This window comes from Acidovorax sp. Root402 (assembly GCF_001425125.1).
Classification (GTDB): Bacteria; Pseudomonadota; Gammaproteobacteria; order Burkholderiales; family Burkholderiaceae_C; genus Acidovorax; species Acidovorax delafieldii.
The window spans coordinates 178,214-192,885 of sequence record NZ_LMDQ01000018.1 but is presented as its reverse complement, the minus strand read 5'-3'; the positions used below and the strand labels follow the sequence as shown (position 1 = coordinate 192,885).

Here is a 14,672-nt window from a genome sequence, read left to right as displayed (position 1 = left end):
CAAGATAAAATGTGGCGGCCTTCGCACCATAGCCGCTCATGAAAAAAACCGATTCCAGCATCCCTCTCAAACCCAGCGTTCAGGTGCTTGAGCGTATGTTCACTCTGATCGATGTTCTGGCTTCTCGTGAAGAGGCGATTTCCCTGAAGGAAATCAGCGAAAAGACAGGGCTGCACCCCTCTACGACTCACCGCATCCTGAACGACCTGACCATTGGACGGTTTGTGGACCGCCCCGAATCGGGCAGCTACCGGCTGGGCATGCGACTGCTGGAGCTGGGCAACCTGGTGAAGGCACGCCTGAGCGTTCGTGATGCGGCGCTGACCCCCATGCGCAGTCTGCACAAGCTGATCCAGCAGCCCGTGAACCTGAGCATGCGCCAGGGCGACGAGATTGTGTATGTGGAGCGTGCCTACAGTGAGCGGTCGGGCATGCAGGTCGTGCGCGCCATTGGCGGCAGGGCGCCACTGCACCTGACCTCTACAGGAAAGCTCTTCCTCGCACTGGATGACCCCCAGCGCGTTCGTGCCTATGCCACCCGCACCGGTCTTGCAGGCCACACCCGCAACAGCATCACCCAGCTGCCCGTGCTGGAGCGGGAACTGGCAAAGGCCCGGCAATACGGTATTGCCCGCGATAACGAAGAGCTTGAGTTGGGCGTGCGCTGTATGGCAGCCGGTGTGTATGACGACCAGGGAAAACTGGTAGCAGGCCTGTCCATTTCTGCCCCCGCTGACAGACTGGATGAAGGCTGGCTGCCCAAGCTGCAAGCAACGGCGAACGAAATTTCACTGGCCCTGGGCTATACGCCAAGTACCGACGCGAGTCATAACCCAATCACCAACCAACGCACCGAATTGCGCTGATGTTCTGCATCCACACCCCATTTGCCAATGGCGCTATTGGCGGGGCCGCAGTGGCGTATTGAGGCATCGAGGCAAGCGCTGCACGGTGTGCGTGGGACACGCGCAGCAAGCCTCCGGCATGGTCTTGCCAGCTCATCGCATCCCAACCCACTCAAGACAAGAGATGCCCGCTGACCCTATTTACCCAAGACCGTTTGCGAGACCGGACTCGCACTACAAAAGAAAACGCCTGACAGGACCAGCCTGTCAGGCGCATGTGGGGAGATGTCTGCCTATCAGCCGTTGTTGCTCCGTACCGCCTGTAAAGGTGCGGCCAACGAAGGATTCGACTCCACCCAGCGGCGCACCCGCTCGGCATCGCCCAGTCGACTGAATTTACCTGCAGAGTCCAGGAACACCATGATCAATTTGCGTCCCGCCACCTGGGCTTGCATCACCAAGCAGCGCCCTGCCTCGGAGATATAACCGGTCTTCTGCAGACCGATGTCCCAGGTAGGATTTTTCACGAGACCGTTGGTGTTGTTGTACTGAAGCGTCTTATGCCCCACCGCCACTTCATAGCCGGGGGAAGTGGACAGCTCACGCAACAGAGGATCTCCATGCGCCACACCCACCAAGGTCGCAAGATCGCGGGCACTGGATTGGTTACGGCTGGACAGACCCGTGGGCTCCACATAGTGAGTATCATTCATGCCCAGTGACTTGGCCTTGGCGTTCATTTGCGTCACAAAGACCTCCAACCCACCCGGGTAAGTACGACCCAGTGCATGGGCGGCCCGGTTCTCACTGGACATCAGCGCCAAGTGCAGCATCTCGCCACGCGTCAGCGTGGTACCCACGGTCAAACGCGACCGACTCCCCTTTTCGGTGTCTACATCGTCCTGCGTGATGGTGACAGGTTCGTCCATGGGCAACTTGGCCTGCGAAATCAGCATACCCGTCATGAGCTTGGTCAGCGAGGCGATGGGAAGCACAGCCTGATCGTTCTTACGGAGCAACACCTCATGGGTGTCTTGGTCCACCACCAGCGCTACGCTGGACTTGAGGTCCAGCGGATCATTGACCTCGTGCAAGCCCGCCATCTGGCCGAAAGAGGGCTTGGCTGGAACAAACGCCACCTTGGTAGGTGCTTTGGCAGTCCGGGCAGCGACGCGCGTGGGCTTGATGCTGGCGGCCACCTTGCGTGGTGCCACGGCACGCTTCGCGTTGCTTGCGCTGACCTGCTGTTTTTTGACCCCTGGCTTTTTGACATCTGCCGCGTGCACAGAGGGCGAAATGAGGGCAGCGCTCACGAGCGCGAAACCCATCCACTGGAAAAATCGATTCACTGCAGCGTTGCGGCGATGGTGCATCAAAGTGCTCCAAACGGTAAGAATTATTGAGCAGTGTACAGAATCAAAAAAAGTCGCGCAAGATCAATACCTTGCGCGACTTTCCGAGAAAGTGAGTGAATTATAAATTGATCACTCAGCCTTGTGCGGCTACCCGATCGGCTTTACTTTGTAACTTGTTCAAAGCGCTGAGGTAGGCCTTCGCCGACGCCACGACGATGTCTGGGTCCGCGCCCACCCCATTCACCACACGCCCGCTGTTCTGCAACCGCACGGTGACCTCGCCCTGGCTCTCGGTAGAGCCACTGATGGCATTGACGGAATACAACACCATTTCGGCGCCACTCTTCACATGCGATTCGATGGCCTTGAGCGAGGCGTCGACAGGACCGTTGCCCTCGGCCTCGCCGCGCACTTCCTGCCCATCCACGGTGAACACAATACGTGCACGGGGCTGCTCACCGGTTTCGCTTTGCTGGAACAACGATACGAACCCGTATTGCTCTTTTTCAGCAGTCACGCTCTCGTCGCTCACCAGTGCCAAGATATCTTCGTCAAAGATCTCGCTCTTTCGATCAGCCAATTCCTTGAAGCGTGTGAAAGCGGTGTTGACTTCGGTTTCGCTATCCAGGCTGACACCCAGTTCCTGCAGGCGCTGTTTAAAGGCGTTACGACCACTGAGCTTACCCAGCACGATCTTGTTGGCGCTCCAGCCCACATCTTCCGCCCGCATGATCTCGTAGGTATCGCGTGCCTTGAGCACGCCATCCTGGTGGATACCGCTGGCATGAGCAAATGCGTTGGCACCCACCACGGCCTTGTTGGGCTGCACCACAAAACCAGTGGTCTGGCTGACCATGCGGCTGGCTGCGACGATGTGCTGGGTATCAATCCCCAGTTCAAGGCCGAAGTAGTCACGGCGGGTTTTGACTGCCATCACCACCTCTTCGAGGGAGCAGTTACCGGCGCGCTCACCCAGACCGTTGATGGTGCATTCGACCTGCCGCGCACCGCCAATCTTCACACCGGCGAGCGAGTTGGCCACCGCCATGCCCAGATCATTGTGGCAATGCACCGACCAGATCGCCTTGTCGCTATTGGGGATGCGCTCGCGCAGTGTCTTGATGAAGTTGCCGTACAGCTCCGGAACGGCATAGCCCACGGTATCGGGCACGTTGATGGTGGTGGCACCTTCTGCAATCACGGCTTCCAGCACGCGGCACAAAAAGTCGGGATCGCTGCGGTATCCGTCCTCAGGGCTGAACTCGATGTCACCCACCAGGTTGCGGGCGAAACGGACCGACTGTTTAGCCTGCTCCAGCACCTGGTCAGGCGTCATCCGCAGCTTTTTCTCCATGTGCAGCGCCGAAGTGGCAATGAAGGTGTGAATACGGGCACTCGCCGCGCCCTTGAGGGCCTCAGCAGCGCGTGAAATATCACGATCATTGGCCCGAGACAGGGAACAGATGGTGGACTCCTTGATGGCGTTGGCAATCGCCTGCACGGCTTCAAAGTCGCCATTGGAGCTGGCTGCAAAACCGGCCTCGATCACATCCACCTTCAGACGCTCGAGCTGGCGGGCAATGCGCAGCTTCTCGTCCTTGGTCATCGAGGCGCCGGGAGACTGCTCCCCATCGCGCAAGGTGGTATCGAAAATGATCAGTTTGTCAGCCATGTTGTTCTCCTGGTATCAGTGGGTGGGGCCCCGCAACTTAGAAATCTGGCGCCCAAAACAAAAGGCCCGTCGCGGGTGCAAACGGGCCTTTGTGAAAAAGTGTGCGCGTGCGCCTACTGTCTCCGCCCGTGGGGAGGTAGCAGTAGCGCCAAAGCAAACAAATTCATATCGCGCAATGTAGCACAACTGGCCGGATATCACGGTCATCACTTGTGCAGACCGCGCTCGTCGGGTTCGTCGGTAGAGGTGCTGATCACGCTGCTGTGCTGCCCTTTGGCCTTGCGCCAGGCGTACACGCCATAACCACTCAGGCCATAGAAAACGAACACACCAAACAGCACGATAGGGGGGTGAATGTTGATGACAGCGATGCCCAGCGCGATGAGCACGATGGCAGCAAAAGGCACGCTCTTTTTCATCTGCACATCCTTGAAGCTGTAGAACGGCACATTGGTCACCATGGTGAGCCCTGCATACAGCGTGAAGGAGAACATGATCCAGGTCACCTGGCTCCATGTCAGCCAGTGGTCTTCGCCGGGACGCACGCCCAGCTCGGTCATCAACCAGATAAACCCTGCCACCAAGGCCGCAGCGGCTGGTGAAGGCAGCCCCTGGAAATAGCGCTTGTCCACAACGCCCGTATTCACGTTAAAGCGCGCCAGGCGAAGCGCCGCGCAGGCACAGTACACAAACGCAGCAATCCAGCCCCAGCGGCCCAGACCCTGCAGGGACCACTCATAGGCAATCAGGGCAGGCGCAGCACCAAAGGACACCATGTCGGACAACGAGTCCATCTGCTCGCCAAACGCACTCTGGGTATTGGTCATGCGGGCCACGCGCCCGTCCAGGCTGTCGAGCACCATCGCGCAGAAGACGCCCACCGCCGCCTGATCAAACCGGCCATTCATGGCCATGACGATGGAGTAAAAGCCCCCAAACAGCGCCGCCAGCGTGAACAGATTGGGCAGGATGTAGATGCCTTTGCGCCTTTTGCGCACCATCACACCGGGGTTCTCGGTGGACTCATTGCCGTCATGCATCAAACAGACCTCCAGCGCTTGCAAATATTGCACAAGCAGCTATTAAATTTATAGTATTGAACCATTTCCCGCAGGAATGCCGACTGCCAAGCGCGCAAAAGGCGAAGGCCGCAGTGTAGCGCCTGCACACCATGCCGCCCGCCAATGAAAAAGGCCACCGAAGTGGCCTTTTGACGCTTCAGAAACGAAACATCAGTTGCGGGTCTGGTCGACCAGCTTGTTCTTGGCGATCCAGGGCATCATGGCGCGCAGCTGGCCGCCCACCTTTTCGATGCTGTGGTCGGCCGTGTTGCGGCGGCGGGCCGTCATCGATGGGTAGTTCAGGCGGCCTTCCTGGATGAACATCTTGGCGTAGTCACCGTTCTGGATGCGCTTGAGGGCATTGCGCATGGCAGCGCGCGACTGCTCATTGATCACTTCAGGGCCGGTCACGTACTCGCCGTATTCGGCGTTGTTCGAGATCGAGTAGTTCATGTTGGCGATGCCGCCTTCGTAGATCAGGTCCACGATGAGCTTGAGCTCGTGCAGGCATTCGAAGTAGGCCATTTCGGGCGCATAACCGGCTTCGACCAGGGTTTCGTAACCCATTTTGATCAGCTCGACGGCACCGCCGCACAGCACGGCTTGCTCGCCGAACAGGTCGGTTTCGGTTTCTTCCTTGAAGTTGGTCTCGATGATGCCGGCCTTGCCACCGCCGTTGGCTGCTGCGTAGCTCAGGGCCAGGTCACGGGCCTTGCCGGACTTGTCCTGATGCACAGCGACCAGGTGGGGCACGCCGCCGCCCTGGGTGTAGGTGTTGCGCACAGTGTGGCCTGGGGCCTTGGGAGCGACCATCCACACGTCCAGGTCTGCGCGGGGCACGACCTGGTTGTAGTGCACGTTGAAACCGTGGGCAAAGGCCAGCGAAGCGCCTTGCTTGATGTTGGGTTCGACGTTGTTCTTATACACGGCTGCGATGTCTTCATCGGGCAGCAAGATCATGACCACGTCAGCGGCCTTCACGGCGTCGTTGACTTCCAGCACATTCAGGCCGGCCTTGCCAACCTTGTCCCACGAGGCACCGCCCTTGCGCAGGCCGACCACCACCTTCACGCCGCTGTCGTTCAGGTTTTGTGCGTGGGCATGGCCCTGCGAGCCGTAGCCGATGATGGCCACGGTCTTGCCCTTGATCAGGCTCAGGTCGGTGTCTTTGTCGTAGAAAACTTTCATGGGTCGCTCCGGTTGAAATGCGTTGTTGGGGGGATTGAAATGGGAAAAACGGGGTGAATTGTCTTACACACGCAAAATGCGCTCGCCCCGGCCGATGCCGCTGGCGCCCGTGCGCACGGTTTCCAGGATGGCCGTGCGGTCGATGGCTTGCAGGAACGCGTCGTTCTTGGACTGATCGCCCGTCAGCTCGATGGTGTAGCTCTTCTCGGTCACGTCGATGATGCGGCCACGGAAGATATCCGCCATGCGCTTCATCTCCTCGCGCTCTTTGCCCACCGCGCGCACCTTCACCATCATGAGCTCACGCTCGGTGTAGGCACCTTCGGTGAGGTCAACCACCTTGACTACTTCAATGAGGCGGTTCAGATGCTTGGTGATCTGCTCGATCACGTCATCGGAGCCCGTGGTCTGGATGGTCATGCGCGACAGCGATGCATCCTCGGTGGGCGCCACGGTGAGCGACTCGATGTTGTAGCCACGGGCCGAGAACAGACCCACTACGCGGGAAAGAGCACCAGGCTCGTTTTCCAGCAAGACAGCAATGATGTGTTTCATGATGAAGAGATTCCTCTTTTTGCTGCCCTCCCCCATGCACGGTAATGCATGGGCTTGGCAGGCAATAGATTCGTCAAAAATTTAGATGCTATCTATTCGATAGCTGGTAGCGCATGAAAAACATGCGCCTGAGGCCGATTTGGCTTAAAGGTCTTCCGACCCCAGCAGCATTTCGGTGATGCCCTTGCCGGCCTGCACCATCGGGAACACGTTCTCGGTGGGGTCGGTGCGGAAGTCCATGAACACCGTGCGGTCCTTGAGCTTGCGGGCTTCGCGCAATGCTGGCTCCACGTCCTTGGGGTGCTCGATCAGCATCCCTACGTGGCCATAGGCCTCAGCCAGCTTCACGAAGTTGGGCAGCGCGTCCATGTAGCTGTGGCTGTACCGACCGGAGTATTCGATCTCCTGCCACTGGCGCACCATGCCCAGATAACGGTTATTCAACGAGCAGATCTTGATCGGCGTGTTGTACTGCAGGCAAGTGGACAGTTCCTGGATGTTCATCTGCACCGAGCCTTCGCCCGTAATACAAAACACTTCGGACTGTGGCTTGGCCAGCTTGATCCCCATGGCATAGGGAATGCCCACACCCATCGTGCCCAGACCACCGGAATTGATCCAGCGGCGCGGCTCGTCGAAGCGATAGTACTGCGCGGCCCACATCTGGTGCTGGCCCACGTCGGACGTGATGTATGTATCACCATCCTTCGTCATGTTCCACAGCGTCTCTACCACGTACTGTGGCTTGATCACATCGCCGCTGCCCATGCTGTACTTCAGGCACTCGCGCTTGCGCCAGCCTTCAATAGTGTCCCACCAGGCAGCCAGGGCACCGGCGTCAGGGCGGGTGCTGCTCTCGCGGATCATGGAAATCAGCTCGGTGAGCACGTCCTTCACGTCACCGACGATCGGGATGTCGACCTTCACGCGCTTGGAGATGCTCGACGGGTCGATATCGACGTGGATGATCTTGCGGTCGTTCTGCGCGAAGTGCTTGGGGTTGCCGATCACCCGGTCGTCAAAACGCGCACCCACTGCCAGCAGCACGTCGCAGTTCTGCATGGCGTTGTTGGCTTCGATGGTGCCGTGCATGCCCAGCATGCCCAGGAACTTGCGGTCCGATGCGGGATAGGCCCCCAGGCCCATCAACGTGTTGGTGACCGGGTAGCCCAGCATGTCCACCAGCGTGCGCAGCTCGTTGGTGGCGTTGCCCAACAGCACGCCGCCGCCCGTATAGATGTAAGGGCGCTTGGCCGCCAGCAGCAACTGCAGGGCCTTGCGGATCTGTCCGCCATGGCCCTTGCGCACGGGGTTGTACGAGCGCATTTCTACCGTTTGCGGGTAGCCGGTGTAAGGCACCTTCTTGAAGGAAACATCTTTGGGCACATCCACCACCACAGGGCCTGGGCGGCCGGTACGGGCAATATGGAAGGCCTTCTTCATCGTCGCGGCCAGGTCGCGCGGGTCCTTGACGAGAAAATTGTGCTTGACGATGGGGCGGGTGATACCGACCGTATCGCATTCCTGGAAGGCATCAAGCCCGATGGCGGGCGTAGGCACCTGACCAGAAATGATCACCATGGGGATCGAATCCATGTACGCAGTGGCGATGCCGGTCACAGCGTTGGTCAAGCCGGGGCCCGAAGTGACCAAGGCCACGCCGACTTCACCCGTGGCGCGAGCGTAGCCGTCGGCTGCGTGCACGGCGGCCTGTTCGTGACGCACCAGCACGTGCTGGATGGTGTCTTGCTTGTAGAGCGCGTCGTATATGTAAAGAACCGCGCCGCCAGGGTAGCCCCAGATGTACTGGACGTTCTCTGCCTGGAGGGCCTTGATGAGGATCTCAGAACCCATGAGGTCCTGCGAACCGGAAGCGGGAGAAGTGTTGCCCTGCGAAGCAGCGGCTGCTGAAGAGATTTCAGCCTTGGAGATTTCCATGATCGATCAACCTTTGTGAATTTCTCTGACGAAAAACCTTGGGTGCCCCTCGCACGCGCTCTTGTGAAGCCAGCTTGGAACTTGAGGCCAAGGACATGGGCGGGATGATTGCCGCGCCGGACCGTGACCCGTTTGCCTTTTGAATTGCAGCCCGATTATCGCACTGCAACACTCACAAAACGCTCCGCAGCCGAAAAAAACTCCGGCGGGTGCGATAATCTGAGGTTTTACGGCGCCGTTGAGTTGCGAAACTGCAGATATCTGCGCCGATCTCCTCCCGGGCTGACCCGTCTTGGCAACCGAACAAGAACTTTCCGATTTCCTCAAAAGCGTAGAAAAGCGCGCATTCAAGCGCTCGGTCTACCACGTTCGCAACGAGGAAGCGGCGCTCGACATCGTGCAAGACAGCATGCTCAAGTTGGCCGAGCATTACGGGGACAAACCGGCGGGCGAACTTCCCATGCTGTTCCAGCGGATTCTTTCCAACTGCACCCTGGACTGGTTTCGTCGCCAGAAGACGCGCAATGCACTGTTTTCGAGCATGAGCGACTTCGAAGGCCCAGGTGAAGATGGCACGGATTTTGATCTGCTCGAAGCGTACTCAGGGACAGAAGACGGCGACAAAGCCGAAAGCGCGGAAGACCTGACCCGCCGGGCCCAGATATTCCAGGGCATTGAAGAAGAAATTGCAGAGTTGCCACCACGTCAACGGGAAGCGTTCCTGATGCGTTATTGGGAGGAAATGGACGTCGCGGAGACGGCTGCCGCCATGGGCTGCTCCGAAGGCAGTGTCAAAACACACTGCTTTCGCGCCATACAAACCCTCAGCAAGGCACTGAAGGCCAAAGGAATCGAGCCATGAAGAACACTGTACAGACCCCACCGACCCAAGCTGAAGCTGCTGCCGAGCGCTTTGCGCTGCGCGTCACGGCGCGCCTGTCCAGCGGCACCGACGCCCTGCCCTATGACATCTCCGAGCGGCTGCGCGCCTCGCGCATGCAGGCGTTGGCCAAACGCAAAGTCACCGCGCCGGTGCATCGCACCGCCCCCGCAGCAGTGGTGGTCAACGCAGGCAGCACCGCCACACTGGGCCGTGGCGGCGAAGGCGGTGGCTGGTGGAATGCCCTGGTGTCCGCCGTGCCTCTGCTGGCGCTGGTCGTGGGACTGGTGGTCATCAACATCGCGCAGGACGAACGCAGTGCCAACGATGTGGCCGAGGTGGATGCCGCTCTGCTGACCGATGACCTGCCTCCCGCCGCTTATTCGGACCCAGGCTTCGTACAATTCCTCAAGACCTCCGCGCAGTCAAACTGACCTGCCTGACTCTGGACTGCATGCACCCAAGCCCCTCTGAAGCTCCCTCCACGCTGCCAGCCTTCGTGCTGGCATTGGCGCTTCTGGGTGCGCTTACCGCTGGTGGCTGGCAGGCGTTGGTGCAGATGCGCATGGCCCCCAGCACAGTGCTCCAGGCGGGCGCTGAGGCCGCAGTGGCCCGCCCCAATAACGCCCGCACAGACCTGTCTGCCGTGAACATGCCCCCTGCCACGGAATCAGGACCAGGCTGGGGCACGCTCACCACGGCGCAAAAACTGGCGCTGTATCCGCTGTCGGAACGCTGGGCGCTGATCAGCGAAGCCCAAAAACGCCGCTGGCTCGACTTGGCCATCAACTACCCCAGTCTTTCGGAAGAGGAACAACGCAAGTTCCATGACCGCATCACCGACTGGGCCAATCTGAGTGCCCAGCAGCGCAACCAGGCACGCTTGAACTACGCGGTCACCAAGCGCCTGGCTGGGGACGACAAACGGGCGCAGTGGGAGGCCTACCAGGCACTGTCTGACGAAGAGCGCAAGGCGTTGGCCTCCAAGGCGACCCCCAATCCCCATGGGGCTGCCACGGCCCTGCGCCCTGTCTCGCCCAAAAAGCTGGCCCAGGTGCCCGCAGCAACGCAAGCCAACCCCGATCGGCCCAACGCCCCCAAGATTCCACCGGTGGTAGACCACTCGCCCCGCGTTGCGGCCCCTGTGCCTCAGCCGACGGCGCCTGCGATGCCATCCACCCCCGCATCCGCAGCGCCGGCAACCTCGATGGGTGGCGTGGAAACAGCGCCCGTGGCGATCCCCAGTGCGGTGCCTGCTGTACTTCCGCCCCTGGGCTCTGGCGGAGCCGACAGCACGGGCTCGCCCGGCACCCCCGCGGTAACACCTGACACCTCCGGCCTGTATCCTCAGTAGGTTTCAACCTGCCCTGGCCCGACGGGCCTGACCTGGAATGTCCGTTTCTCCCTCTCCCACCACGCCCCAGCCTGCGGCCAACGCATCAAGCGGTGTCCTTGCGGGCGGCCCCACGCCCAACCTGTGGCGGCGCATGGCCTGCTGGCTGTACGAAGGCATGCTGATGTTCGGCGTGGTCTTTATCGCCGGGTACCTGTTTGGCACGCTGAGCCAGACGCGCAATGCGATGGACAACCGCCATGCGCTGCAAGCCTTTCTCTTTGTGGTGTTCGGTATTTATTTCACCTGGTTCTGGGCCAAAGGCCAGACCCTCGCACAGAAAACCTGGCACATCCGCGTGGTGGGCACTGCAGGGCAACCCATCAGCCAGCCGCGCGCCTTGTTGCGGTATGTATTGAGCTGGCTGTGGTTTCTGCCGCCGCTGGCGGCAATCGCACCATTTTCCCTGTCGGGAGGCGAGTCCGCCGTGATCGTGCTGGGCTGGGTGGCCATCTGGGCGCTGCTCAGCCGGTTCCACCCCACGCGGCAGTTCTGGCACGACGCGCTGGCTGGCACCCGGCTGGTGCACTACGAAATTCCCAAAAAATAAGCGCATGCAACCCTCTTCCCCTCCTTCAGCGGCCCCGGCCAACCCCCAAAAGGCACGCACGGGTCTCAACCGCATCTGGCATGCCGCCGGCTATTCCATGGAAGGGCTGCGGGCCGGCTGGAACGAGAAGGCCTTCCGCCAGGAGGCCATCGCCGCCATGGTGCTGCTGCCGCTGTCGCTCTGGCTGGGCCGCAGTTGGGTCGAAGTCGCCTTGTTGGCGGGCTCCGTGGTCATCGTGATGATTGTGGAGTTGCTCAACACGGGCATCGAGACCGCCATCGACCGCATCGGGCCCGAGTGGCATGACCTGTCCAAACGCGCCAAGGACATGGGCAGCGCAGCGGTTCTGCTGGCCTTGCTGCTGTGCATCGGCATCTGGGCCGCCGCATTGTTTCAGAGGTTTTTCCATGGCTGAACCCACTTTTTCTGTGTGCGTATATTGCGGATCGCGCCCCGGCGACAACCCCGCCTATGCCCAGGCGGCGCAGGCAGTGGGCCAGTGGATCGGCGCCCACAACGGACAACTGGTATACGGCGGTGGCCGCAGTGGCCTGATGGGCACGGTGGCCGAGGCAACGCGTCTGGCGGGCGGCCGGGTGGTGGGGGTGATACCGCAGGCGCTGGTGGACAAGGAGCTGGCCAACCGCCAATGTGACGAGCTGCACATCGTGCAGACCATGCACGAACGCAAGGCCATGATGGCAGAGCGCAGCGATGCCTTCCTCGCCTTGCCCGGCGGCATCGGCACCTTTGAAGAACTGTTTGAAGTGTGGACCTGGCGCCAGCTGGGCTACCACGACAAGCCCTTGGGCTTGCTCAACGTGGGGGGCTACTATGATGGCCTGCTGGGTTTCTTGCAGGGCAGCGTGGCCAGTGGCTTCATGGGTGAATGGCAGATGGGCCTGTTGCACGCATCCACCGATGCAGAGGGCCTGCTGCGCGCGCTGGTGCAAGACGCGGGGCCCGACCAAGCGCCTGTCCCGCTGCGCTCGGTGATCTGACTCCCCCGCACTCCGAAACTGGAGCGGCCCACAAGCCAAGGCCACCGAGCAAGGGCCAACAGGCTGCGCATTCGGCGCTTCGCTTGCTTGCGCTGGCGTTGCCTCCCTTTTCTCGAATGGCGCAGCCGTTCAAGAGAAAGGGCAAGGTAAGAAACGACTCAGGGGGTTGTCACCTCACACCGCTGCGTCGTCCAGATCGCCCGTGCGAATACGCACCGTGCGCTCCACGGCGGTCACAAAAATCTTGCCGTCACCGATCTTGCCGGTGCGCGCCACGTTCACGATCGCGTCCACGCAGCGGTCCACATCCTCGGACTTGACGACGACCTCGACCTTCACCTTGGGCAGAAAGTCCACCACGTATTCCGCGCCGCGGTACAGCTCGGTATGGCCTTTCTGGCGGCCAAAACCCTTCACTTCGGTCACCGTGAGGCCGGTCACGCCGCATTCGGCCAGGGCTTCGCGGACTTCTTCGAGCTTGAAGGGCTTGATGACGGCGGTGATCATTTTCATGGCGGGTCTCCTGGAGGATGTAAAAAATCGGGCTGGGGGCACGGCGCCGAAGCGTCACGCCCTGAATTTGCTGGTGATAGGGTAACGCCAGTCCTTGCCAAAGCTGCGGCGCGTGACACGAATCCCTACCGGCGCCTGGCGGCGTTTGTACTCGTTGAGCTTGATCAGGCGCGTCACGCGCTCGACATCGGCCCGGGCGAAGCCGCTGGCGATGATGGACTCGATGGGCTCATCGTTTTCCATGTAGCGGGCCACGATGGCGTCCAGCACCTCATACGGCGGCAGGCTGTCCTGGTCCTTCTGGTCGGGTCGCAGCTCGGCACTGGGCGGCCGGGTGATGATGCGCTCAGGGATGGGGCTGGCGCAGGTGCCATACGGGTCGTTGGCATTGCGCCAGCGGGCCAGATCAAACACCCGGGTCTTGGCCACGTCCTTGATCACGGCAAAGCCGCCGGCCATGTCGCCGTACAGCGTGCAGTAGCCGGTGGACATCTCGCTCTTGTTGCCGGTGGTCAGCACGATGGCGCCGAACTTGTTGGACAGCGCCATCAGCAGCGTGCCCCGGATGCGTGCCTGCAGGTTTTCTTCGGTGGTGTCTTCGGGCAGCCCGGCGAATTCGGTGGCCAGCGCGGCCTTGAAGGCCTCGAACTGCGGCTTGATCGAAATCTCGTCATAGCGCACGCCCATGCGCGCGGCCATGTCGCGCGCATCGATCCAGCTGATGTCGGCGGTGTAGGGCGACGGCATCATCACCGTGCGGACCTTGTCGGCACCGAGCGCGTCCACCGCAATCGCCAGCACCAGCGCCGAGTCGATGCCGCCCGACAACCCCAGCAGCGCGCCCGGGAAGCCGTTCTTGCCCACATAGTCGCGCACACCCAGCACCAGGGCATCCCACAGGTCGGCCTCCAGCGTGCGCTCTGGGGCAACCTCTGCTGTAATTTTGATAGCACCCTGGGCAGATTCGACTAGCGCATAGACCAGTTTTTCCACAAAAGCAGGGGCCCGGGCCGCGACCGAGCCGTCGGCGGCCAGCGCAAACGACCGGCCTTCAAACACCACCTCGTCCTGCCCGCCCACCAGGTGGGCGTAGACCAGCGGCAGGCCCGTCTCGACCACACGGGCGCGCATGGTGGCCTCGCGCTCTGTGCCCTTGCCCAGATGGAAAGGCGATGCATTGATGACTGCCAGCAACTGCGCACCGGCGGCAGCGGTATCGCGCGCGGGGGTGGCAAACCAGGCGTCTTCGCACACCAGCACACCCACCTTCACGCCCTCCACCTCGAACACGCAGGGCTTGCTGCCGGGCACGAAGTAGCGCCGCTCGTCAAACACCTGGTAGTTGGGCAGCTCGCGCTTGGCATAGGTCTGCTCGATCTTGCCGTCGCGCATCACGCTGGCGGCGTTGAAGCAGACGCTGAAGGCCTGGGCGCCAGGGGCCATGGCCTGTGGATGGCCCAGCACGATGGCCAGGCCTTTCAACCCCGCAGTCTCGCGGGCCACGGTTTTCACGGCATCATCGCAGGCCGCAATGAAGGCAGGGCGCAGGAACAGGTCTTCGGCCGCGTAGCCGCAGATGGCCAGCTCCGGTGTCAACAACAGGCGAGCGCCCTGGGCATAGGCCTCGCGGGCTGCCGCAATGATCTTTTGGGCGTTGCCGGGCATGTCGCCCACAACAAAGTTGAGCTGCGCAGTGCAAATGGAGAGCGTCATGGAACTGG

At 61.0% G+C, this 14,672-nt stretch carries 15 protein-coding genes; 7 read left to right on the top strand and 8 right to left on the bottom strand.

The annotated features are described in order from the left end of the window. Positions 1–38 precede the first annotated feature (38 nt). Positions 39–866 carry an IclR family transcriptional regulator gene (locus ASC83_RS21305; RefSeq protein WP_056067365.1) on the top strand — a complete coding sequence of 276 codons (828 nt, stop codon included), beginning with the start codon at positions 39–41 and terminating at the stop codon, positions 864–866. Between the two features lie 275 nt (positions 867–1,141). Here the strand turns inward: ASC83_RS21305 and pbpG are convergent, their stop codons facing one another. The 6 genes from pbpG to ASC83_RS21275 form a co-directional block, all read right to left on the bottom strand. Beyond that, positions 1,142–2,218 carry a D-alanyl-D-alanine endopeptidase gene (pbpG, locus tag ASC83_RS21300; RefSeq protein ID WP_056067362.1) on the bottom strand — a complete coding sequence of 359 codons (1,077 nt, stop codon included), beginning with the start codon at positions 2,216–2,218 and terminating at the stop codon, positions 1,142–1,144. A gap of 115 nt (positions 2,219–2,333) precedes the next feature. Continuing rightward, entirely contained in the window at positions 2,334–3,872 is a 1,539-nt protein-coding gene (locus ASC83_RS21295) for a 2-isopropylmalate synthase (RefSeq protein ID WP_056067361.1), read from the bottom strand. A 206-nt stretch (positions 3,873–4,078) separates the two neighbouring features. Then, positions 4,079–4,912 carry a CDP-diacylglycerol--serine O-phosphatidyltransferase gene (gene pssA, locus ASC83_RS21290; protein ID WP_056067359.1) on the bottom strand — a complete coding sequence of 278 codons (834 nt, stop codon included), beginning with the start codon at positions 4,910–4,912 and terminating at the stop codon, positions 4,079–4,081. A 192-nt stretch (positions 4,913–5,104) separates the two neighbouring features. Next, on the bottom strand, positions 5,105–6,121 hold the full coding sequence (gene ilvC / locus ASC83_RS21285) for a ketol-acid reductoisomerase (protein WP_056067358.1): 1,017 nt from the start codon (positions 6,119–6,121) through the stop codon (positions 5,105–5,107). 63 nt (positions 6,122–6,184) lie between these two features. Continuing rightward, entirely contained in the window at positions 6,185–6,676 is a 492-nt protein-coding gene (ilvN, locus tag ASC83_RS21280) for an acetolactate synthase small subunit (RefSeq protein ID WP_015013659.1), read from the bottom strand. Between the two features lie 144 nt (positions 6,677–6,820). Continuing rightward, complete coding sequence (locus tag ASC83_RS21275; protein WP_056067357.1) at positions 6,821–8,614, bottom strand: acetolactate synthase 3 catalytic subunit; 1,794 nt, start codon at positions 8,612–8,614, stop codon at positions 6,821–6,823. A 292-nt stretch (positions 8,615–8,906) separates the two neighbouring features. Here ASC83_RS21275 and ASC83_RS21270 point away from each other — a divergent pair, with 292 nt between their 5' ends. The 6 genes from ASC83_RS21270 to ASC83_RS21245 are packed head-to-tail and all read left to right on the top strand — an operon-like array spanning position 8,907 to position 12,438. Beyond that, positions 8,907–9,476 (top strand): RNA polymerase sigma factor, encoded by a 570-nt coding sequence (locus ASC83_RS21270; protein WP_056067354.1) that lies wholly within the window; start codon positions 8,907–8,909, stop codon positions 9,474–9,476. Next, entirely contained in the window at positions 9,473–9,928 is a 456-nt protein-coding gene (locus ASC83_RS21265; RefSeq protein WP_056067352.1) for a DUF3619 family protein, read from the top strand. The genes ASC83_RS21270 and ASC83_RS21265 overlap by 4 nt, the downstream gene beginning before the upstream one ends. Before the next feature lie 20 nt (positions 9,929–9,948). Further along, the gene (locus ASC83_RS21260; protein WP_056067350.1) at positions 9,949–10,848 is read left to right on the top strand and encodes a DUF3106 domain-containing protein; all 900 of its coding nucleotides are present in this window, start codon (positions 9,949–9,951) and stop codon (positions 10,846–10,848) included. 37 nt (positions 10,849–10,885) lie between these two features. Further along, positions 10,886–11,437 carry an RDD family protein gene (locus ASC83_RS21255; protein WP_082522553.1) on the top strand — a complete coding sequence of 184 codons (552 nt, stop codon included), beginning with the start codon at positions 10,886–10,888 and terminating at the stop codon, positions 11,435–11,437. 4 nt (positions 11,438–11,441) lie between these two features. Then, positions 11,442–11,852 (top strand): diacylglycerol kinase, encoded by a 411-nt coding sequence (locus ASC83_RS21250; RefSeq protein ID WP_056067346.1) that lies wholly within the window; start codon positions 11,442–11,444, stop codon positions 11,850–11,852. After that, positions 11,845–12,438: a TIGR00730 family Rossman fold protein gene (locus ASC83_RS21245; protein ID WP_056067344.1), complete on the top strand. Its 594-nt coding sequence runs from the start codon at positions 11,845–11,847 to the stop codon at positions 12,436–12,438. The genes ASC83_RS21250 and ASC83_RS21245 overlap by 8 nt, the downstream gene beginning before the upstream one ends. 174 nt (positions 12,439–12,612) lie before the next feature. Here ASC83_RS21245 and ASC83_RS21240 read toward each other — a convergent pair whose 3' ends face one another. Beyond that, entirely contained in the window at positions 12,613–12,951 is a 339-nt protein-coding gene (locus ASC83_RS21240; protein WP_015013651.1) for a P-II family nitrogen regulator, read from the bottom strand. Positions 12,952–13,005: 54 nt separating this feature from the next. Then, positions 13,006–14,664: an NAD+ synthase gene (locus ASC83_RS21235; protein WP_056067341.1), complete on the bottom strand. Its 1,659-nt coding sequence runs from the start codon at positions 14,662–14,664 to the stop codon at positions 13,006–13,008. Between the last annotated feature and the right edge of the window lie 8 nt (positions 14,665–14,672).

Bases quoted from the DNA above. Each gene is read 5' to 3' on its own strand.
- ASC83_RS21305 (WP_056067365.1), top strand. From the start codon at position 39: ATGAAAAAAACCGATTCCAGCATCCCTCTCAAACCCAGCGTTCAGGTG.
- pbpG (WP_056067362.1), bottom strand. From the start codon at position 2,218: ATGCACCATCGCCGCAACGCTGCAGTGAATCGATTTTTCCAGTGGATG.
- ASC83_RS21295 (WP_056067361.1), bottom strand. From the start codon at position 3,872: ATGGCTGACAAACTGATCATTTTCGATACCACCTTGCGCGATGGGGAG.
- pssA (WP_056067359.1), bottom strand. From the start codon at position 4,912: ATGCATGACGGCAATGAGTCCACCGAGAACCCCGGTGTGATGGTGCGC.
- ilvC (WP_056067358.1), bottom strand. From the start codon at position 6,121: ATGAAAGTTTTCTACGACAAAGACACCGACCTGAGCCTGATCAAGGGC.
- ilvN (WP_015013659.1), bottom strand. From the start codon at position 6,676: ATGAAACACATCATTGCTGTCTTGCTGGAAAACGAGCCTGGTGCTCTT.
- ASC83_RS21275 (WP_056067357.1), bottom strand. From the start codon at position 8,614: ATGGAAATCTCCAAGGCTGAAATCTCTTCAGCAGCCGCTGCTTCGCAG.
- ASC83_RS21265 (WP_056067352.1), top strand. From the start codon at position 9,473: ATGAAGAACACTGTACAGACCCCACCGACCCAAGCTGAAGCTGCTGCC.
- ASC83_RS21260 (WP_056067350.1), top strand. From the start codon at position 9,949: ATGCACCCAAGCCCCTCTGAAGCTCCCTCCACGCTGCCAGCCTTCGTG.
- ASC83_RS21255 (WP_082522553.1), top strand. From the start codon at position 10,886: ATGTCCGTTTCTCCCTCTCCCACCACGCCCCAGCCTGCGGCCAACGCA.
- ASC83_RS21250 (WP_056067346.1), top strand. From the start codon at position 11,442: ATGCAACCCTCTTCCCCTCCTTCAGCGGCCCCGGCCAACCCCCAAAAG.
- ASC83_RS21245 (WP_056067344.1), top strand. From the start codon at position 11,845: ATGGCTGAACCCACTTTTTCTGTGTGCGTATATTGCGGATCGCGCCCC.
- ASC83_RS21240 (WP_015013651.1), bottom strand. From the start codon at position 12,951: ATGAAAATGATCACCGCCGTCATCAAGCCCTTCAAGCTCGAAGAAGTC.
- ASC83_RS21235 (WP_056067341.1), bottom strand. From the start codon at position 14,664: ATGACGCTCTCCATTTGCACTGCGCAGCTCAACTTTGTTGTGGGCGAC.